The organism is Verrucosispora sp. WMMD573, from assembly GCF_027497175.1.
Taxonomy (GTDB): domain Bacteria; phylum Actinomycetota; class Actinomycetes; order Mycobacteriales; family Micromonosporaceae; genus Micromonospora.
In genome coordinates this window covers 4,623,813-4,643,456 of record NZ_CP114901.1, presented here as the reverse complement: position 1 = coordinate 4,643,456, position 19,644 = coordinate 4,623,813, and the positions used below count along the sequence as shown (strand labels likewise).

Annotated in this window: 19 protein-coding genes; 8 read left to right on the top strand and 11 right to left on the bottom strand. The window is 71.7% G+C overall.

The features are described 5' to 3' along the window. Nucleotides 1-26: 26 nt before the first annotated feature. On the bottom strand, nucleotides 27-1,169 hold the full coding sequence (locus tag O7601_RS21170; protein ID WP_281562832.1) for an acyl-CoA dehydrogenase family protein: 1,143 nt from the start codon (nucleotides 1,167-1,169) through the stop codon (nucleotides 27-29). Beyond that, nucleotides 1,166-2,281 carry a Xaa-Pro peptidase family protein gene (locus O7601_RS21165; RefSeq protein ID WP_281562831.1) on the bottom strand — a complete coding sequence of 372 codons (1,116 nt, stop codon included), beginning with the start codon at nucleotides 2,279-2,281 and terminating at the stop codon, nucleotides 1,166-1,168. Before O7601_RS21165 ends, O7601_RS21170 begins: the two co-directional genes overlap by 4 nt. 174 nt (nucleotides 2,282-2,455) lie before the next feature. Here O7601_RS21165 and O7601_RS21160 point away from each other — a divergent pair, with 174 nt between their 5' ends. Continuing rightward, a complete protein-coding gene (locus O7601_RS21160) occupies nucleotides 2,456-2,683 on the top strand; it encodes a hypothetical protein (protein WP_281562830.1) in 228 nt (75 codons plus the stop codon). 14 nt (nucleotides 2,684-2,697) lie between these two features. Here the strand turns inward: O7601_RS21160 and O7601_RS21155 are convergent, their stop codons facing one another. Continuing rightward, on the bottom strand, nucleotides 2,698-3,078 hold the full coding sequence (locus O7601_RS21155; protein ID WP_281562829.1) for a VOC family protein: 381 nt from the start codon (nucleotides 3,076-3,078) through the stop codon (nucleotides 2,698-2,700). Nucleotides 3,079-3,185: 107 nt separating this feature from the next. On the opposite strand from O7601_RS21155, the gene O7601_RS21150 reads away from it, so the two are divergent. After that, nucleotides 3,186-4,082: a 5'-3' exonuclease gene (locus O7601_RS21150; protein ID WP_281566995.1), complete on the top strand. Its 897-nt coding sequence runs from the start codon at nucleotides 3,186-3,188 to the stop codon at nucleotides 4,080-4,082. Nucleotides 4,083-4,234: 152 nt separating this feature from the next. Here O7601_RS21150 and O7601_RS21145 read toward each other — a convergent pair whose 3' ends face one another. From O7601_RS21145 to O7601_RS21135, 3 genes are read right to left on the bottom strand one after another with little or no spacing between them, the layout of a single operon-like run. Beyond that, complete coding sequence (locus O7601_RS21145; RefSeq protein ID WP_281562828.1) at nucleotides 4,235-5,053, bottom strand: sugar phosphate isomerase/epimerase family protein; 819 nt, start codon at nucleotides 5,051-5,053, stop codon at nucleotides 4,235-4,237. After that, a complete protein-coding gene (locus O7601_RS21140; RefSeq protein WP_281562827.1) occupies nucleotides 5,050-6,204 on the bottom strand; it encodes a dihydrodipicolinate synthase family protein in 1,155 nt (384 codons plus the stop codon). Before O7601_RS21140 ends, O7601_RS21145 begins: the two co-directional genes overlap by 4 nt. Then, on the bottom strand, nucleotides 6,201-7,352 hold the full coding sequence (locus tag O7601_RS21135) for a Gfo/Idh/MocA family oxidoreductase (protein WP_281562826.1): 1,152 nt from the start codon (nucleotides 7,350-7,352) through the stop codon (nucleotides 6,201-6,203). Before O7601_RS21135 ends, O7601_RS21140 begins: the two co-directional genes overlap by 4 nt. A 320-nt stretch (nucleotides 7,353-7,672) precedes the next feature. On the opposite strand from O7601_RS21135, the gene O7601_RS21130 reads away from it, so the two are divergent. From O7601_RS21130 to O7601_RS21105, 6 genes are all read left to right on the top strand, one after another. Further along, nucleotides 7,673-8,689, top strand: a complete 1,017-nt coding sequence (locus O7601_RS21130; protein WP_281562825.1) for a LacI family DNA-binding transcriptional regulator — start codon at nucleotides 7,673-7,675, stop codon at nucleotides 8,687-8,689. Between the two features lie 89 nt (nucleotides 8,690-8,778). Next, nucleotides 8,779-10,305, top strand: a complete 1,527-nt coding sequence (locus O7601_RS21125) for an alpha-N-arabinofuranosidase (protein ID WP_281562824.1) — start codon at nucleotides 8,779-8,781, stop codon at nucleotides 10,303-10,305. Nucleotides 10,306-10,338: 33 nt separating this feature from the next. After that, a complete protein-coding gene (locus O7601_RS21120) occupies nucleotides 10,339-10,635 on the top strand; it encodes a hypothetical protein (RefSeq protein WP_281562823.1) in 297 nt (98 codons plus the stop codon). A 37-nt stretch (nucleotides 10,636-10,672) separates the two neighbouring features. Beyond that, nucleotides 10,673-10,945, top strand: a complete 273-nt coding sequence (locus O7601_RS21115) for a phosphotransferase (protein WP_281562822.1) — start codon at nucleotides 10,673-10,675, stop codon at nucleotides 10,943-10,945. Between the two features lie 134 nt (nucleotides 10,946-11,079). Beyond that, a complete protein-coding gene (locus tag O7601_RS21110; protein WP_281562821.1) occupies nucleotides 11,080-12,117 on the top strand; it encodes an aminoglycoside phosphotransferase family protein in 1,038 nt (345 codons plus the stop codon). An 89-nt stretch (nucleotides 12,118-12,206) separates the two neighbouring features. Continuing rightward, nucleotides 12,207-13,115, top strand: a complete 909-nt coding sequence (locus O7601_RS21105) for an oxygenase MpaB family protein (protein ID WP_281562820.1) — start codon at nucleotides 12,207-12,209, stop codon at nucleotides 13,113-13,115. Between the two features lie 28 nt (nucleotides 13,116-13,143). On the opposite strand, the gene O7601_RS21100 is transcribed toward O7601_RS21105, so the two are convergent. The 5 genes from O7601_RS21100 to O7601_RS21080 form a co-directional block, all read right to left on the bottom strand. Beyond that, entirely contained in the window at nucleotides 13,144-14,949 is a 1,806-nt protein-coding gene (locus O7601_RS21100; RefSeq protein ID WP_281562819.1) for an IucA/IucC family siderophore biosynthesis protein, read from the bottom strand. Next, the gene (locus O7601_RS21095; RefSeq protein WP_281562818.1) at nucleotides 14,946-15,524 is read right to left on the bottom strand and encodes a GNAT family N-acetyltransferase; all 579 of its coding nucleotides are present in this window, start codon (nucleotides 15,522-15,524) and stop codon (nucleotides 14,946-14,948) included. Before O7601_RS21095 ends, O7601_RS21100 begins: the two co-directional genes overlap by 4 nt. After that, the gene (locus tag O7601_RS21090; protein WP_281566994.1) at nucleotides 15,521-16,801 is read right to left on the bottom strand and encodes a SidA/IucD/PvdA family monooxygenase; all 1,281 of its coding nucleotides are present in this window, start codon (nucleotides 16,799-16,801) and stop codon (nucleotides 15,521-15,523) included. The genes O7601_RS21095 and O7601_RS21090 overlap by 4 nt, the downstream gene beginning before the upstream one ends. A gap of 35 nt (nucleotides 16,802-16,836) precedes the next feature. Continuing rightward, nucleotides 16,837-18,387 (bottom strand): aspartate aminotransferase family protein, encoded by a 1,551-nt coding sequence (locus tag O7601_RS21085; protein WP_281562817.1) that lies wholly within the window; start codon nucleotides 18,385-18,387, stop codon nucleotides 16,837-16,839. 143 nt (nucleotides 18,388-18,530) lie between these two features. After that, nucleotides 18,531-19,559 (bottom strand): ABC transporter substrate-binding protein, encoded by a 1,029-nt coding sequence (locus O7601_RS21080; protein ID WP_281562816.1) that lies wholly within the window; start codon nucleotides 19,557-19,559, stop codon nucleotides 18,531-18,533. Nucleotides 19,560-19,644 lie beyond the last annotated feature (85 nt).

Sequence of the window (19,644 nt, the reverse complement as noted above, 5' to 3'; positions counted from 1 at the left end):
ACAAACCCGCCCGCCGTCGCGTTCGGTTAACCCTTCGCCAGCGCCCTGGAGATCACCAACCGCTGGATCTGGTTGGTCCCCTCCACGATCTGCAGCACCTTCGCCTCCCGCAGGTACCGCTCGGCCGGATGGTCGGCGACGTAACCCGCGCCGCCGAGCACCTGCACCGCGTCGGTGGTCACCCGCATCGCCACGTCCGTGGCGAACAGTTTCGCCTTGGCCGCCTCGATGGAGTACGGCCGCCCGGCGTCGCGTAGCCGGGCCGCGGCCAGGGTCAACGCCCGCGCGGCGGAGATCTGGGTGGCGAGGTCGGCCAGGGTGAACCCGAGCCCCTGGAAGTCGATGATCGAGCGGCCGAACTGCTCGCGTTGCCGGGCGTAGTCAACCGCGTAGTCCAGCGCCGACTGGGCCAGCCCGACCGCGCAGGCCGCGATGCCCAGCCGACCGGAGTCCAGGGCCGACATGGCGATGCTGAAACCGGCCCCGTCGCCGCCGATCAGCCGGTCGGCCGGCACCCGGGCCTCGTCGAAGACGAGCTGCGCCACCGGGGAGGAGCGCAGCCCCATGGTGCGCTCGGCGGCCTGTGGGTGAATGCCCGGCGTGGCCCGGTCGGCGAGCAGGCAGGAGATGCCCTTCGGGCCGGGGCCGCCGGTACGGCAGAAGATGTTGTAGAAGTCGGCCACCTGCGCGTGGGTGATCCACGCCTTGGTGCCGGTGACGACGTAGCCGTCCCCGTCGCGCACCGCCCGGGTGGTCAGCGCCGCGGCGTCCGAGCCGCCCTGCGGCTCCGACAGGCAGTACGCCCCGAGCAACTCGCCGCCGATCATGTCGGGCAGCAGCTTGCGCTGCTCCTCGCTGCCGAACCCGGCGACCGGGTAGCAGGAAAGGGTGTGCACGCTTACCGCCTCGGCGACGGCCAGCCAGCGGCCGGCCAGGATCTCCAGCACCTGAAGGTAGACCTCGTACGGCTGGGCGGCGCCGCCGTACTCCTCCGGGTACGGCAGGCCGAGCAGACCCGCCCGGCCCAGCGTACGCAGCACCTCCCGGGGGAACTCGGCCCGCTGCTCGTACTCGACGACCTTCGGCGCGAGTTCTCGATCGGCCAGCTCGGTGGTCAACTCCAGCAGGTCGCGGGCCTCGTCGGTGGGCAGGATCCGGTCGACAGTCATAGCGCGATGAGCTCCGTGGGGGTGGTGTTGAGCCGTCGTACGCCGTCCGTCGTGCAGACGACGATGTCCTCGATCCGGGCGCCGTGCCGCCCGGCCAGGTAGATGCCCGGCTCGACGGAGAAGGCCATCCCCGCCGCCAGCGGACGCTCGTTGCCGGCCACCACGTACGGCTCCTCGTGGCCGTCCAGCCCGATGCCGTGGCCGGTGCGGTGCAGGAAGGCCTCGCCGTAGCCGGCCGCCGTGATGGGATCGCGGGCGGCGGCGTCGACCGCGGCGGCGCTCACCCCGGGGCGGACCGCCGCGACGGCGGCGAGCTGCGCCTCGTGCAGCACCGCGTAGTGGTCGACGAACTCGGCCGGTGGCGGCCCACCCGGGCAGTAGGTGCGGGTGCAGTCGGAACGGTAGCCCGAGGGCATGGTGCCGCCGATGTCCACCACGACCGGCTCACCCGTGCCGATCGGCCGGTCGGAGGTGCCGTGGTGCGGGCTGGCGCTGTTCGGACCGGCGGCCACGATGACGAAGTCGACAGTGACGTGGCCGGTCGCCCTGATCGCGGCGGCGATGTCGGTGGCCACCTCCACCTCGGTCCGCCCCGGTCGCAGCCACTCCGCCATCCGGGCGTGCACCGCGTCGATCGCCGCGCCGGCCTCGGCGAGCGCCGCCACCTCCGCAGCCGACTTGTGGATGCGCAGCTCCCGCAGGACCGCCGAGGCGAGCCGCTGCCGGGCGTCGGGGAGCGCCGCCCGCAGCGCCAGCACCTGCTCGGCCCACATCCGGTCGGCCAGCCCGACCGTGCCGACCGGCCCGCCGAGGGCGGCGGTCACCAGTGGGTACGGGTCGGTGCCGTCGGGGTGGTCGACGATGCGTACCCCGGTGGCCGGCGCCGGGGACGCCTCGGCCGCCGGTCGTTCCAGGGTCGGCACGATCAGCGTCGGCTCGCCCTCGGCGGGCAGCACCAGCAGGGTCAGCCGCTCACCGGCGTGCGCGTCGTAGCCGGTCAGGTAGCGCAGGTCGGAGCCAGGGCTGAGCAGCAGGGCGTCCAGCCCGGCGGCGGCGACGGCGCGCTGCGCCGTGGTCAACCGCTGCGGCGGATACAGCTCCTCGAACCCCACACCGCTAGCTTAACGGTCGTTTGGGTCGGCTGGCGCAGACGGTGCCCGGCTGACGCGCCGGAACGGTCAGGAATCGAGAAGCACCGGCCGGCCGGACGTCACTAGCTTGACCGGGGTAGATCCCGGCCGGGCAGCCGCCCGGGCCGGTGCGGTGACTCGCCCGGGAGGTTCTCGATGACGTGGAACAACTGGATCCGGCAGATCCATCGGTGGCTGGCGATCGCCTTCACGGTGACCGTCATCGTCACCTTCGTCGCGCTCGCGCAGGAGGATCCGGTCGTCTGGATCTCCTACGTGCCGTTGCTGCCGCTCGCACTGCTGCTGATCACCGGCCTGTACCTGTTCGTGCTGCCGTACGTCCTCAGGCGGCGCGGCGGGCGAGGCACGGCTGGTGCGGGCTGACGCAACGGACGGGGTCAGTCCGTCAGCCAGAGACAGAACGGGTGGCCGTCCGGGTCCAGGCAGACCCGGACGTCCTCCTGCGGCTGGTGGTCGGCCAGCGTCGCGCCGCAGGCCAACGCGTGTTCCAGCGCGGCCGGCAGGTCCTGCACCCCGATCTCCAGATGCATCATCATCTGCTGCCGGCCGGCCTGCGCCGGCCAACTCGGGCGCACGTACGCGCGTTCCCGCTGAAAGGACAGCCCGACCCCACCGTCGGCGGCACGCAGGATCACGTCGTCGGCCTCCTCGACGGCGATGTACCAGCCGAGCAGGCGCGCGTAGAAGCGGGCCAGGGCCGCCGGATCGGGCGTGTCCAGATTGACAGTGGTCAGCGTCAGCCGGGTCGGTACGGTCATCGACTCCTCCTTCGTCGCGTCCTCGGTCCGCACCGCCGACCTGCCGTGCGCCGGGAAAGTCGGTACGGTGTGCCAGGCTGTCGGACGTGACAGCGCAGACCCCGATCATGCTCATCGACGCGCCCAGTCTCTACTTCCGGGCGTACTTCGGCATTCCCGAGTCCGCCGCGAGGACGGCCGACGGCCAGCCCGTCAATGCGGTGCGCGGGTTCCTCGACATGCTCGCCCAGCTGGTGCGCACCCGACGGCCGGGGCGGATGGTGTGCGCGATGGACCACGACTGGCGGCCCGACTGGCGGGTCGCGCTGCTGCCGTCGTACAAGGCGCACCGGGTGGCGCCCGAGGGTGGCGAGGTGGTACCGGACACCCTGTCCCCGCAGGTGCCGATGATCCTGGAGGTGCTCGACGCGTTGGGGGTGACCGTCGTCGGCGCGACCGGTTACGAGGCCGACGACGTGCTGGGTACTCTCTCGGTCACCCAGCCCGGGCCGGTGGAGGTGGTCTCCGGTGACCGCGACCTGTTCCAGCTGATCGACGACACCCGGGGCGTGCGGCTGCTCTACGTCGGGCGGGGCGTGGCCAAGCTGGAGGACTGCGACGACGCCGCCGTGCGGGCCCGCTACGGCGTGCCGGCCGACCGGTACGCCGAGTTCGCCGCGCTGCGCGGCGACCCGTCCGACGGCCTGCCCGGGGTGGCCGGCGTCGGCGAGAAGACCGCCGCCCGGCTGGTCGACCGGTACGGCGACATCGCGGGCATCCTCGCCGCGCTGGACGATCCGGCCGCCGGCTTCGCACCCGGGCTGCGCACCAAGCTCGACGCGGCCCGGGACTACCTGGCCGTGGCGCCGAAGGTCGTCAAGGTCGCCCTGGACGTGCCACTGCCACCGCTGGCCACCGAGCTGCCGGTGTCGCCGGCCGACCCGGAACGGCTGCTCGACCTGGCCGAGCGGTGGAACCTGGCCGGCTCCACCCGACGCCTGGTCGACGCGCTCGCCACTCGCTAGATCCGGGTGAACCGGGCCGCTCGTCAGCCGGCTGGGTCCCGCTCGGGCACCGAGTCCTCCGCCACGTCGCCGTCTTTGATCACATCGGAGTGTGGGAGGTGGCCTGGCACCATCAGGCAGAAGCGCTGACGTGATCGAGGCGATCCGGGCCGTCAGACCACCTCGCGCAGGTAGCCGTCGATCGAGGCGGCCAGGACGTCCGCGCCGGGACGCGCCCACACCTCCGCGTTGAAGACCTCCACCTCGATCGGGCCGGTGTAGCCTGCCTCGTCCACCGCCTCGCGCATCCGGCGCAGCTCGATGCAGCCGTCGCCGGGCAGTGCCCGCCCCAGCAGCACGCCCTCCGGCAGCGGGGTGATCCAGTCGCAGACCTGGAACGAGGCGATCCACTCCCCCGCGCGGGCGATCTGGTCGTAGACGGTGTCGTCCCACCACACGTGGTAAGCGTCGACCACCACGCCGACCACGCCCGGGTCGAACCGTTCGGCGATGTCGAGGCCCTGGCCGAGGGTGGCGATGACGCAGCGGTCGGCGCTGAACATCGGGTGCAGCGGCTCGATGGCGAGCGTCACCCCGGCGGAGTCGGCGTACGGGGCCAGCTCGGCGATGGCGTCGGCCACTCGGGCCCGCGCCCCGTCGATATCCTTGCTGCCCGAGGGCAGGCCGCCGGAGACCAGCACCACCACCGGCGCACCGAGGGTGGCGGCCTCGTCGACGGCGCGCCGGTTCTCGTCCCACCAGTCATCGGCGGTGAAGAACCCGCCCCGACACAGCGTGGTGACCGCCAACCCGGCGTCGCGGACCAGCTTGGCGGCGCGGTCCAGGCCGTACTCGGCGACCGGCTCCCGCCACAGGCCGATGCCGGGCACCTCGGCGTCGACGCACCCGGCCACCACGTCGGGCAGCGCCCAGTGCTTGGCGGTGGCCTGGTTGAACGAGAAACGGGCCAGCTCCGGGCGACCAGCGGTCACTGGGTCACCCCGGCCACAGTGAAGAAGGCCCGGGCGCGGGCGGCAGCCAGCTCGGCGTCGGGCAGCAGGCCGGCGGCGTCGGCGAGGGTGAGCAGGATGCCCAGGTGCTCGGGTGAACGGCCGGACTGCAACCCGCCGACCATGGTGAAGTGCTCCTGATGCCCGGCCAGCCACGCGAGGAAGACGATGCCGGTCTTGTAGTACCAGGTGGGTGCGGCGAACAGGTGCCGGGCCAGCGGCACGGTGGGAGCGAAGATCTCGTCGTACCGGGACAGGTCACCGCGGTCGAGGGCGGCCAACGCGGCCGACGCGGCCGGCGCGATGGCGGCGAAGACGCCCAACAGCGCGTCGGAGTGGCCGGCGTCGTCGCCCCGGATCAGTTCCGGGTAGTGGAAGTCGTCGCCGGTGTAGAGGCGTACGCCGGCCGGCAGTCGGCGGCGCAACGCCACCTCACGCTCGGCGTCGAGCAGCGACACCTTGATGCCGTCCACCCGGGACGCGTGGGCCTTGAGCAGCTCGATGACGGTGTCGGCGGCCAGGTCCAGGTCGGCCGTGCCCCAGTAACCGGACAGCGCCGGGTCGAACATCGAACCGAGCCAGTGCAGCACCACCGGCCCGTCGGCGGAGTGCAGCAGTTCGTCGTACACCCGCAGGTAGTCCTCGGGGCCGCGGGCGGCGGCGGCCAGGTGCCGGCTGCACATCAGCACCGGCACCGCCCCGGCGGCCCGCACGTCGTCGAGCTGCGCCCGGTAGGCGGCGGTGACCTCGGTGAGCGTCGCCGGGCCGGGCGGCAGTTGGTCGGTGGTGGCTCCGGCGACGATCCGCCCACCGACGGACCGGGCCTCCGCCGCGCTGCGGCGGATCAACTCCCGGGTGGCCGGGTAGTCCAGGCCCATGCCGCGCTGGGCGGTGTCCATCGCCTCGGCCACCCCCAGGCCGTGGGACCACAGGTGCCGGCGGAAGGCGAGGGTGCGCTCCCAGTCCAGGACCGCCGGGGTGCCGGGGGTGTTGTCGGCGGCCGGGTCGGCCACCACGTGCGCGGCGGCGTACGCGACGCGGGCGCGCGGCGGGCCGTCGGGGCGGGGATGCCCGCTGCCCCCGGACAGCCGGATCCGCCGGCCGCCGGGCAGGGTGACCTCGGCGCCGCTCACAGGGCCAGCTCCGGCACCTCGACACGGCGGCCCTCACGGGCCGACAGCAGGCCCAGCTCGGCCAGCTGCACGCCACGCGCGCCGGCCAGGAAGTCCCACGGGAACGGCTCGCCGGTGGCGACGTGCCGCAGGAACGCCTCCCACTGCACCTTGAATCCGTTGTCGAAGTCCTCGTTGTCCGGCACTTCCGTCCACTGTGAACGGAAATCCTCGGTGGCGGGCAGGTCAGGGTTCCAGACCGGCTTGGGGGTGACCGCCCGGTGCTGCACCCGGCAGCGCCGCAGCCCGGCCACCGCGCTGCCCTCGGTGCCGTCAACCTGGAACTCGACAAGTTCGTCACGGTGCACCCGGACGCACCAGGACGAGTTGAGCTGCGCGATGACGCCGCCCGCCAGCTCGAAGGTGCCGTAGGCGGCGTCGTCGGCGGTGGCCTCGTAGGGCCGTCCGGCCTCGTCGACCCGACGGGGAATGTGGGTGGCGATGGTGGCGGAGACGCTGCGCACCTCGCCGAACAGCTCCGCGAGCACGTAGTGCCAGTGCGGGAACATGTCCACCACGATGCCGCCACCGTCGGCGGCCCGGTAGTTCCACGACGGGCGCTGTGCGGGCTGCCAGTCGCCCTCGAACACCCAGTAGCCGAACTCGCCACGTACCGACAGCACCTGGCCGAAGAAGCCGCCGTCCAGCAGTCGCTTCAGCTTGCGCAGCCCAGGCAGGAAGAGCTTGTCCTGCACCACGCCGGTGCGTACGCCGGCCGCCCGGGCCGCGCGCGCCAGGTCCAGGGCGGCGGCGGTGTCCTCGGCGAGGGGTTTCTCGGTGTAGACGTGCTTGCCGGCCTCGATGGCCTGCCGGATGGCCTTCTCCCGCTGCTGGGTCACCTGCGCGTCGAAGTAGATCTGGACGTCGTCGCGGGCCAGGGCGGCGTCCAGATCGGTGGTCCAGTCGTCCAGTCCGTGTCGTTCGGCGATCTCGCGCAGCTTGGCCTCGCTGCGGCCGACAAGGACGAGATGCGGCCAGACGGTGGTGCCGTCGGCCAGCGGAACGCCACCGGCGGAACGGATGGCCAGCAGGGAGCGCACCAGATGCTGCCGGTATCCCATCCGGCCGGTGACGCCGTTCACGATGATGCCGATCGACCTGCGGGTCATGGGGGTCCTTCCGTCGGACGCGCTCGCATAGGTCAGGTAAGCGCTTTCCTCCACAGGTTAGGCCGTGCCTCCACGGCCAGGCAAGGGCTTGCCCGGCGGCTCGCCCGCGTCTTCCGGGGGGAGCCGGCCCTGGTCGCGGCAAGCGCCCACCTCCTCGCCCGGTGCGCCGTCCCCGACCGCGCGACGGGACACCGGACGGTACAGCCCGGACCTGCGGCATTGACCTGCGCTAACCACGCCACGGAAAAGGCTCCGCGCTGCGGTACGGTGTCGCTGGTCGCCGCGTCAGCGGCCGGCGCGACGCGTGAGGGGGGGCGGGTGTGGCGACGCTGTCCGATGTGGCCCGACAGGCCGGTGTCTCACCCGCCACCGCCTCCCGAGTGATCAACGGCAGCAGCAAACCGGTCACCGAGGAACTGCGCGAGCGGGTGCTGCGGGCCGTCGCCGAGTTGCAGTACGTACCCAACGCGCACGCCCAACTACTGGCCCGTTCGCACCGTGGCGCCGTCGGGGTGATCGTGCACGACGTCTCCGACCCGTACTTCTCGGAGATCACCCGGGGCCTGCAACGGGTCGCCACCGACCAGGGCCGGCTGTTGATAATCTGCAACAGCTACCGCGACCCGGAGCGGGAATTGGAGTACGTCGAGCTGCTGCGGGGCCAGCAGGTCGCCGCAATCGTCCTGGCCGGCTCCGGATACCATCACGCCGACTTCACCCGGCTGCTCAACGGCAAGCTCGCCGCGTACGAGGCCACCGGTGGCCGGGTCACCGTGATCGGCCGCCACGAGCACTCCGGCGACGCGGTGATGCCGGACAACCGGGGCGGTGGCGAACTCCTCGGTCAGGAGCTGTGCCGCCTCGGCCACGAACACATCGGTGTGGTGGCCGGGCCCCGGATGCTGACCACCATCACCGACCGGCTCACCGGGTTGCGCGCGGCACTCGCCGAACACGGTCGGGAACTGCCGGAACACCGCATCCGGTACGCCGATTTCGACCGCGACGGCGGCGCCGAGGCCACCGCCGCGCTGCTCGACGCGGAGCCCGGCCTGACCGCCATCGCGGCGCTCAACGACTCGATGGCCATCGGGGCGCTGGCGCTGCTGCGCGCCCGCGCGGTGCCGGTGCCGCAGCAGGTCAGCGTCTTCGGCTTCGACGACATGCCGATGGCCCGCGACGTCACCCCGGCGCTGACCACGGTCCGGCTGCCACTGGTGGAGATGGGCGCCCGGGCGATGGCCCTGGCACTCGACCCGGGCGCCGCCGGCCCTCGGGTCGAGTCGCTGGCCGCCGAGCTGATCCGTCGGGACAGCACCGGGCCTGCCCCGAGGTAGAGCGGGCTCTCGATCTCCGGGCCCACGGCACCACCACTCGTCTACCGCCGTCGAAAACGTTATCTTGGGTGATCATCGTTAGGAGCCCCATGCCTCGCGCGCACCTCACCATCAATCCGGCCTTCACCATCGGCCCGGTCCGTCGCCGGCTCTTCGGCGGTTTCGTCGAGCACCTCGGTCGCCACATCTACGACGGGATCCACGAACCCGGGCATCCGAGCGCCGGACCGGACGGATTCCGGCGCGACGTGATCGATCTGGTCAAGGAGCTCGGGGTCAGCACGGTCCGGTACCCGGGCGGCAACTTCGTCTCCGGCTACAACTGGGAGGACGGTGTCGGGCCGGCGGCCGAGCGGCCGAGCCGGCTCGATCTCGCCTGGCACTCCACCGAGACCAACCAGGTCGGCCTGCACGAGTTCCAGCACTGGCTCGACCTGGTGGGCAGCGAGCTGATGCTGGCCGTGAACCTCGGCACCCGAGGCCCGAAGGAGGCCGTCGAGCTGCTGGAGTACACCAACCTGCCGGCCGGCACCACCCGCGCCGGGCAACGGGCCGCCAACGGCCGTAAGGAGCCGTTCGGGATCGCCATGTGGTGCCTCGGCAACGAGATGGACGGCCCCTGGCAGCTCGGCCACCGCGACGCCACCGAGTACGGCAAGCTCGCGGCGATGACCGCCAAGGCGATGCGCCAGGTCGACCGGGACCTGGAGCTGGTCGCCTGCGGATCGTCAGGCCGTGGCATGCCCACCTTCGGTGAGTGGGAACGCGTCGTGCTGACCCACGCCTACGACGACGTCGACTACATCTCCTGCCACGCGTACTACCAGGAGCACGACGGTGACCTGGCGAGCTTCCTCGCCTCCGGGGTCGACATGGACACCTACATCGAGTCGGTGGTCGCCACCGTCGACCACGTACGCACGGTCAAGCGGTCGTCCAAGCGGGTGGATCTCGCCTTCGACGAGTGGAACATCTGGTACATGAGCCGGTGGCAGGAGCAGGCCCGCACGTTCACCATCGACGAGTGGCCGGTCGCCCCACGCCTGCTGGAGGACCGCTACACCGTCGCGGACGCCGTGGTCCTCGGCGGTCTGCTCATCTCGCTGCTCAACCATGCCGACCGGGTCACCTCGGCGAACCTCGCGCAGCTGGTAAACGTGATCGCGCCGATCATGACCGAGCCGGGCGGACCGGCCTGGCGGCAGTCGACGTTCTTCCCGTTCTCGGTCACCTCGCACGCCGCCCGGGGCGACGCGCTGCGGGTGCTCGCCGACGCCGACGAGACGACCACCGCCACCTTCGGCTCGGTGCCGGTGGTGGCCGCCGCCGCGACCAGCGACGGCAGCTCGCTGTCGGTGTTCCTGCAGAATCGGCACCTCACCGAGGCCACCACCGTGACGATCGACCTCGGCGCGTTCCAGCCCACCGGTGCCGTCTCGGCTCGGGGAGTCTGGGACACCGACGTGCGCGCCGCCAACGACCTGCGCGACCCGTACCGTGTGGGCTTGCGGACCAACGACACCGCACGGCTCACCGACGGTCTGCTCACCGTCGAACTGCCCCCGGTGTCGTGGACCGCGCTCACAGTCGAGCGCGCCGAGCCCGGCACAGCCTGACGGCACCGGCGGTCGCCCCGTATCGTCTCCGCCGTGACACCGGCACTCGGAAACCTCACCCGCCAGCAGCGCACGCTGCTGGCGCGGTGGCTTCCTGGGGCGACCGTCGTGGCGGACCACAGCTGGGGTCTGGTCGCCACCACGGTGCTGGAGGTGACCTGCGCAGGTGCGCGGTTCATCGTCAAGGCAAGCGCCGGGGACGACCACGGCATCCGGCGCGAACTGGACGCCCATGCCAACTGGTTGCGGCCCTGGACCGACCGGAATCGCGCGCCGACCCTCGTACACGGCGACGTCGACGCGAAGCTGCTCGTCACCCGCTACCGGTGACTGGCAGCCCCGCAACTGGCTGGTCCACGACGGCGTCGTGGGCGTCATCGACTTCGGCCGCGCCGCGATGCGCCCCGCGTTCACCGACTTCGGTCGGCTGGCCGCCCAGGACTTCCGTCGCGGCCCGCAGCTGGAGGCGGCATTTCTCGACGGGTACGGGCCCGATCCCCGCGAGCCGGACGCCTGGCACCGCACCCGGGTCCGCGAGGCGATCGGCACCGCGGCGTGGGCGTACCGGGTGGGTGACGAGGCGTTCGAGGCCCAGGGCCATCGCATGATCACCGAGGCGCTCGCCAGCATCCGGCGCTGACCGGACGAACAGGTCTTCGTCGGCCGGAGGTGGTGCTGACCGACGGCTGTCCCCTACCGCCCGCCGGTCGCACACCGGATGCGGCCGGCGGGCACGGGACGGACAGCCCGCGGAGTGCGGCCTACGCTGTCCGGGTGGCGCCGGTCAGTCCAACGCAGCGGGTCCTCTCCCCCGACGACGTGGTCGACTTCGTCCGGTCCTCGTTCGGGCCGGACCGGCGGGTGGCCGACTGCGGGCCGCTGTCCGGTGGCGGCTTCGCCGCGGTGTGGTGGGTTCGCCTCGACGGCGACCGGCCGGGAGCGGGCCGCACGTCACCAGGTCACCGGGACGTGGTGCTCAAGGTCGCCCCGCCGCCCACCGCCCGGCTGCTGCGCTACGAGACCGACCTGCTCGCCGCCGAGGCCCGCTACTTCCGGCTGGTCGCCGAGCGGGCACCGCGGGTGCCGGTGCCACCCGTGCTGCATCACGGCCGGGACCGGCGGCTCGGTGAGTGGCTGGTCACCGGCCGGCTGCCCGGTCGGGCGCTGCCCGACCTCGACGGTGACGACGGGCCGGTGCGCGCCGATCTGGGCGGGGCGACGGCCGCCCTGCACCGGATCACCGGCGACAGGTTCGGCTACGACGCCGGGCGCACCGGCGGCCCCACCTGGTCGGCCGCGTTCACGGCGATGATCGACGACCTGCTCGCCGACGCGGCCGACTGGCAGGTGGCGTTGCCGGTGCCGCCGCAGCGGCTGCGCGCCCTGGTGGCCCGGCACGGCGAGTTGCTCGACACGGTACGCCGGCCGGCGCTGCTGCACTTCGACTGCTGGGACGGCAACGTGCTCGCCGACCGGGACGGCCACGGCGCGTACCGGATGTGTGGCCTGGTCGACGGCGAACGCTTCCTCTACGGCGATCCGCTGCTCGATCTGGTTTCCCCGCTGCTGTTCCGCCGCGCCGAGGATGAACCGACGCACCCGTTCCTGCGTGGGTACGCCGAGGCCACCGGCGTGCCGCTGGGCTTCGACGAGGGGGTCCGCCGCCGGCTCGCGCTGTACCGGATGCACCTGCACCTGTTGATGACCGTGGAGATGCCGAGCCGGGGCATCACCCCTGACAACGACCCCGGCCGGCACGCCCTGCTGGCCGAGCTGCTCGACCGCGACCTGACCGAGCTGGCCGCGGCCTGACCAGCCTGCCGACCGCCGCACGGCCGGACCAGCCGGCGCAGGCCAGACGGCGCGACCGACTTTCGACCACCACACCGGAGGAGCCGCCGTTGCGAGACCGTTACGCCAACCTGGCGCGGATCCGTTCGCTCGACCCAGAGCGTGACCATCTGGCGATCTACCAGACGATGCTGCGTCGCGAGTTCTGCTGGGACCTGAGGCTCGGTCTCAACCTGGCCTTCAACCGTTCCTTCTCGATCCCGGAGATCGCCGCCGTGCACACCGCCACCGGCGAGCTGACCCGACGGACCCGCAAGCGCATCGACGACACCGGCCTGCTGATGTACGAGATGGTGCTCAACGGATTCGACCATCCGCGCGGGCGCTCCGCGTTGCGTCGGGTCAACCAGATCCACCGCCCGTACGGCATCGGCAACGACCACTACCGGTACGTGCTCGGCTGCCTGGTGGTGATCCCGACCCGGTGGATCGACAGGTACGGCTGGCGTCGCACCTGCTGTCACGAGCAGCGCGCCACCCACACCTTCTACCGGAAACTGGGCCGCCGGATGGGCATCACCGACATCCCGGAGACCTATCAGGAGTTCGCCGCCTGGTTCGACGCGTACGACGCGGCGCAGCTGCGGCCCAACGACGACGCGGCGGCGATCGAGCGGGCCACCCGGGGGCTGCTGCTCGGCCGGCTGCCCCGACCGCTGGCTCCGATCGGCGACGCCCTGGTCGCCGCGCTGTACGACGACCGGCTGCGCGCGGCCACCCGGGTCGCCACCCCGGCCTGGCCGGTGCGGGCCGGGCTGCACGCCGGGCTGCGCATCCGGGCGTGGCTGCTGCGCCGCGTCGGCCGGCCCCGCACCGAGCCGCTGTTCGCAAACGGGGTGATCAGCACGAGGACGTACCCCGACGGCTACACCATCGACCAACTCGGCCCGGCTGACACGCCCACCCGGCAGCGGCCCGTCGACGACGCCGCCACCCCAGGCGGCCCCGATCCCGACTGAACCGGTCGGGATCGGGGTACGCCGTGGGTCAGGAGGGTGCGAAGCGGGCGATCGGGTTGGTCAGAGCACCGACCAGTTGCAGGGCGGCGGACGGGTCGGCCAGGTCGACCATCTGCTGGTTGTCGCGCAGTTGCAGCCGGTTGAGGCAGGACAGCGCGAACTCCGGGGCGAACAGGTCGTAGCGGGCCAGCTGGTCGGCCAGGTGGGGCACCCGGCCGGCGTACTCGGTGGCGCAGTCGGCCACGGCACGCCAGAACTCCTCCTCGCCGATGACCCCCTGATCGGCCAGGGTCGCGCCGAGGAAGCGAAAGAAACAGTCGAAGACGTCGGTGAAGATCGACAGCAGCTTCATGTCCTCCGGAATGTCGGCGCGAACCCGCTCGACAGCGGGCGGCAGCTGCGCCGCGGCGCTCATCACCACGATCTCCTCGGCGATGTCCTTGAAGATCACCCGCTCGACGATCCCGTCGCGCAGCACCAGGATGACATTCTCACCGTGCGGCATGAACGCCAGTTCGTAGGCGTAGAACGCGTGCAGCAGCGGGGTCAGGTAGGCGTTCAGGTAGCGGCGCAGCCACACCGCCGGTGCCAGCCCGGAGGCGGCGATCAGCTCGGCGGCGAACGATCGCCCGTCGGCGTCGATGTGCAGCAGCGACGCCATGGTGGCCAGTCGCTGGCCGGGAGCCAGGTCAGGGACCGGGCTCTCCCGCCAGAGCGCGGCCAGCATCTTCCGGTACGGCGAGTAGCGGTCGGTGGCGGCCTCGTACTGGCGGTGCCGGTAGCCGACGGCGGCCCGCTCCCGGATGATGGTCAGCCCGGTGCCCCGGAACACCTCGTCGCCGTCGATCAGGTCGGCCAACCAGTCGTTGATGGCCGGGGTGGCCTCCATGTACGCGGCCGACAGCCCCCGCATGAAGCCCATGTTCAGCACGGACAACGCGGTCTTGACGTAGTGCCGCTCCGGGTGGCTGACGTTGAAGAAGGTGCGGATGGACTGCTGGGCGAGGTAGTCGTCGGGGCCTGCACCGAGGCAGACCAGTCGGCGACGCGCCACCTCGCCGGCGAAGGTCACCGACAGCTTGTTCCACCACTGCCAGGGATGCACCGGGATGAGGTGGTAGTCGGCGAGGTCCAGGCCCAGCTCGGACATGGTCGCGGCGAACCGGGCGAGCGTCGCCTCGCCCAGTTCGGTGCGCAGCAGCGTCTCCTGGTCCAGGTCGGCGGCGCTGGTGAAGGTGGCGTGGTCGCGGTGGGCGGCGAGCCAGATCAGCCGCACCGGGTGGGCTGCCTCGGGGGCGTACCTGTGGTACTCGTCGACACCGAAGCCGAGCCGCCCGTTGTTGGCCACGAAGCAGGGGTGGCCCTCGGTCATCGACGTCTCGATGGTCTGGAAGTCTGCCTCCACCAGCTTCGCCGCGCTGGGCAGCGCCCGGTCCAGCTTGTACGCCAGGCCGGCGAGGGTGGAGGTGATCTCCTCAAGGTAGACCGGCAGGATCCGGTCGGTGAGGCCGAGCGCGTCGCGCAGGTCGAGGCAGAGGTCGACCGCGTCCAGCGGCAGCGGCTCGCCGTCCCGGTGCCGGGTGATGCTCTCCGGGTCGATGTCCCAGTGCTCCAGGGTCAGCACCCGGGCCGCGAACCGGTACCGGACCGCGCCGGAGGCGGCGGCGACGGCGTACCAGCGGCGGCCGGTGCCGTCGACGGCCGCCGGGTCGTCCGGTTCGGGAGTGAGCAGGCGCTCGTGCGTGAATTCGGCGAGCGCCTTGCGCACCAGCAGGCGGTTTGCCCGCTCCCAGGTCTGTGGGCGTAGGTGGGCCACCGGGTCACGGGTGGTCATGCCGGTACTCCTTCGTCTCGGGTGGCGGCCAGGAACCGCTGCCGGGTGCAGATGCTCAGCAGGGCCGTCTTCTCCGGCTTGGTGACCGGTCCGACCACCTCGAAGCCGACCGCCGCGTTGAGCGCGTGCACGGCGGTGTTGCGTACGTCCGGCTCCACCACGACCCGGTGCGTGGCGGAGTCGGCGAAGAGCCAGGCCATCACCGTGGTGATGACCGCGCGGGTGAAGCCGGAGACGGGGGTGTCGGTGGGTGCGCAGAGAAAGTGCATGCCGACGTCGCCGGGCCGGGCGTCGTGCAGGCCGACCAGCTCGACGCGCGCCGGATCGTAGCGTTCGGCGAGGAACGCCGGCTCGCCCCGCCACAGACCGAGGTACGCCTCGTGGTGCGGATGATCGGCGATGCGCTGGTACTCGGCGGCCACGGCGTCGGCGTCGGCGTCCTGCATCAGCCAGAACGCCGCCTTGGGGTGGGTCACCCACCGGTGCAGCGTCGGCGCGTCGGCGGCCACGTCGAGCGTACGCAGGGCGAACTCGCCGAGTCGCCGATCCTGGCGGAGGTAGACGAGCCCGGTCACCCGGTCACCCCGAAGTCCTGGAAGGCGATCGACTTCTCGATGGGGTACACCTCGCGACCGAGCAGTTCCCGGATGATCCAGCTGTTGCGGTACGGGCCCATGCCGAGATCGGGCGAGGTGATGCTGTGCGTGTGGGTGCTCCCGTTCTGCAGGAACACGCGGCGTCCGGTGGTGTCCACGCTGTAGTTGCGGGCGACATCGAGCCGACCGTGGTCGTCGAAGCGCAGCCGGTCCCGGATCGGCTCCAGGAACGCCGGCACCTCGTACCGGTAGCCCGTGGCCAGCACCAGCCCTTCGGTGTCCAGGGTGAAGTCGCGTTCCTGCTCGACGTGGCGCAGCCGCAGGGTGTGCACGCCGCTGCTCTCGTCGTGGGTGACCTCGGTCAGCTCGGTGTTGGTCAGCAGCCGGGTGTTCACCGGGCCGTCGATGCTGGCGGCGTAGAGCAGGTCGTAGATGTCGTTGACCAGGTCGACGGAGATGCCCTTGAACAACCCCTTCTGCTCGGCCTCCAGCCGGTACCGGGTGGGCTCGGGCAACGCGTGGAAGTAGTCCACATAGTCCGGCGAGGTCATCTCCAGCGTGAGCTTGGTGTACTCCAGCGGGAAGAAGCGGGGCGAGCGGGTCACCCAGTTCAGCTGGTAACCGTGGCTGTGGATGTCGCCGAGCAGGTCGTGGTAGATCTCGGCGGCGCTCTGCCCGCTGCCGACGATGGTGATGCTCCGCTTGGCCCGCAACGCGTCCCGGTGCTCCAGGTACCGGGAGTTGTGCACCGCGTCCGAGGTCAGCTCGGCGCAGGCGACCGGCAGGTGCGGTGGGGTGCCGGTGCCGAGCACCAGGTGCCGGGCCCGGTGGGCGACGGTGGCGCCGTCGACCGTGGCGGTCACCACGTACCGGTCGTCGGTGGGGTCGTACTCGACGGCGGTGACCCGGTGGCCGAACCGCAGGTTGGACAGCCTCGCGGCGGCCCAGCGGCAGTACGCGTCGTACTCCACCCGCAGCGGGAAGAAGTTCTCCCGGATGTAGAAGGGATAGAGCCGGCCGATCTCCTTGAGGTAGCTGAGGAAGGAGAAGTGCGAGGTTGGGTCGGCGAGGGTGACCAGATCGGCCAGGAACGGCGTCTGTAACCGGGACGACTCCAGCAGCATGCCGGGATGCCAGGAGACGTCGTCGCGGGTCTCCAGGAACAGCCCGTCGAGGTCGGCGATGGGCGCGGTCAGGCAGGCCAGGCCGAGGTTGTACGGCCCGAGGCCGATCCCGATGAAGTCGTAGCTTTCCATCCGGCCCTCCAGGCTCGGGTTGGTGGGTGCCATGTTCAGCCGACCGGGCAGGTCAGGTCGGCGGTGGGCGCACCGGCGTGTTCGTGCACGTGACGGCCGGCGTGCTCGGCGATCAGGTCCAGCACGTAGGCGACGTCCTCGGTGGTGGTGGCCGGGTTCAGGACGGTGAACTTGAGGTACTGACGACCGTCGACCCTGGTGCCGGCGACCACGGCGAGACCGGAGGCGGCCAACGCCTCGCGGGCCCGCAGGTTGGCCGCGTCGGCCAGGTCCCGGCCGGGGCCGGTGGGTCGCCAGCGGAACACCACGGTGCTCAGCTGCGAACGGGTCAGCACCTCGAAGCGCGGGTCCGCGGCGACCAGCTCCCACGCCTGCGCGGCCCGGTCGCAGACCTCGTCGAACAGTTCACCGACGGCGTCGGGCCCCATCACCCGCAGGGTCAGCCAGAGTTTGAGCGCGTCGAACCGGCGGGTGGTCTGCAGGCTCTTGTCGACCTGGTTGGGGATACGCTGGGCGACCATCCGGGCCGGGTTGAGGTAGTCGGCGTGCCAGGTGGCGTGCCGCAGGGTCCGCCGGTCGCGGACCACCAGCGCGCTGGAGCTGACCGGTTGGAAGAAGGACTTGTGGTAGTCGACCGTCACCGAGTCCGCGCGTTCGATGCCGTCGAGCAGGTGCCGGCGGGTGGGCGAGACCAGCAACCCGCAGCCGTACGCGGCGTCGACGTGCAGCCAGACCCCGGACGTCGCGCACACCTCGGCGATGTCGTCGAGCGGGTCGATGGTGCCGAAGTCGGTGGTGCCGGCGGTGGCCACCACCGCCATGACGGTCAGTCCGGCGCGCCGGCAGCGGGCGATCTCGTGCCGGACCGCGCCGGGGCGCATCCGCCGGTCGGGGCCGGTTTCCACCACCACTACCGCGTCCGGTGCCAGGCCGAGCAGCTTTGCCGCCTTCTGCACGCTGAAATGACCGGCCGCCGAGGCGATGATCCGCAGCTGGGGCAGCAGGATCCGCCGGTCGGCGGGGGTCGCCGCGGCCAGCGCCTCCTCCCGGGCCAGCAGCAGGGCGTGCAGGTTGGACTGGGTGCCACCGCTGGTGAACACCCCGTCGGCGGTCGGGCCGAGACCGATCCGGTCGGCGGTCCACTCGATGAGCCGCCGTTCGATGAGGGTGCCGCCGGCGCTCTGGTCCCAGGTGTCCATCGAGGAGTTGACCGCGCTGAGGATCGCCTCGCCGACCAGCGCCGGGATCACCACCGGGCAGTTGAGGTGGGCCAGGTAACGCGGGTGGTGGAACCAGACCGCGTCGCGCAGGTAGACCTCCTCCAGCTCGTCGAGCGCGGCGGTCGTGTCGCCCAGCGGCCGGTCCAGGTCGATCGCCTCAACCTGGGGGGCGAGTTCGTCCGGACGTACGCCGGTGAAGGGTCCGTTCGCCTCGGCCACCCGGCGGGCGACCCGGTCGGTGCCGGCGGCTACCGCCCGGCGGTACTGCTCGACCGTGTCGTCGTTGAGCAGGTGTGCCCGGGCGGGTGTGGTCTCGCGCGTCGGGTGGGTCGGCGTTGCCTCGGCGGGGTGCACCGGCAGGGTCATGGACGTGTCCTCCACGCTCGGCGGTTCGGTTTTCGGGCAGCCGGAACCCGCCGCACGACAGGTGGGCGGCGGGCAGTTCGGTTCTGGGAGGGGTTGCGGGGCGGCCGGTGCGGTGGTCGACCGTGGCCGGCCGCCCGGCGGCGTCAGGTGAGCTTCTTCGCCCCCTGGATCGCCTTGGCGAGGTTCTCCAGCAGCGGAGCCGCGCCCGCGTACGAGAATCGGGGCACCGCGTCCCACGGCGTGACCTGCCCGGCCTGCACGGCGGGCAGTTGCTTCCAGGTGGGCTTGGCGGCCAGGTCGGTGGGTTGCAGGGCGGTGCCGCGGTTGTCGAGCAGGATCAGGTCGGCGGGGAACTTGCCGGCGTTCTCCCAACTGAGCGCCTCGAAGTAGTCGCCGGCCTCAAGCTTGGTCGGCACCACGATGTCGACGCCGAGTTCGGCGAAGTACATCAGGTCGGTGCTGACCTTGGGGTTGGAGACGTAGAACAGGTCGGGGCTGCCCGAGGCGGCCATCACCTTGATGCCCGGGTTGGCCGCGACGGCCTGACGGACCGCCTCCGCGGCGGCCTCGAACCGCGCCTTGGCGTCGGTCACCTTGGGTGCCGACAGGTCGGCGCCGAGGGACTCGGCGAGCTGGGCGTACCGTTCGATCGGCTTGGTCATCGGCACCCGGGCGGTGGTGATGGTCACCACCGGCGCCAGCGGCAGGATCTTGTCCTTGCTCTCGTCCGGCACGTACCAGTAGGCGCCCGGGTCGTACATGTGGGTGACCAGCAGCTCCGGGCGGAGGGCGGCGTACTTCTCGACGCTGAACTCGCCCCAGACGTTGCCGAGGATCTCCACGCTCTCCACGTCCAGGTCGCCGGCCTGCGGCTCGACGCTGCCGTCGGCCTTCTTCGTCTCGCCGAAGACGCCCACGATCTCGCGGCCGAGTCCGAAGTCGACAAGCGCCGCGGCGGAGCCGGTGAAGGCGACCACCCGTTCCGGTCGGGCGTCGGCGGTGACCTTTTCGGGGCGGTCGTCGGTGAACGACCAGGGGCCGGAGGTGTTGTCGCCGTTGGCTTCGGAGGCATCGTCGCGGCCGCAGCCGACGAGTGCGGCGGCCACGGCGCCTCCGCCGACGGCGAGCAGCCCCCGGCGGGAGAGGCGACGGGCGGAGAGGTGCTCAGACATTCGTGTCGTCTTTCGATCAGGGTCTCGGACCATGGACAGCCGGGGGTTAGGCTAACCTAACCTAACTTCGTGCCTAGACTCGGCT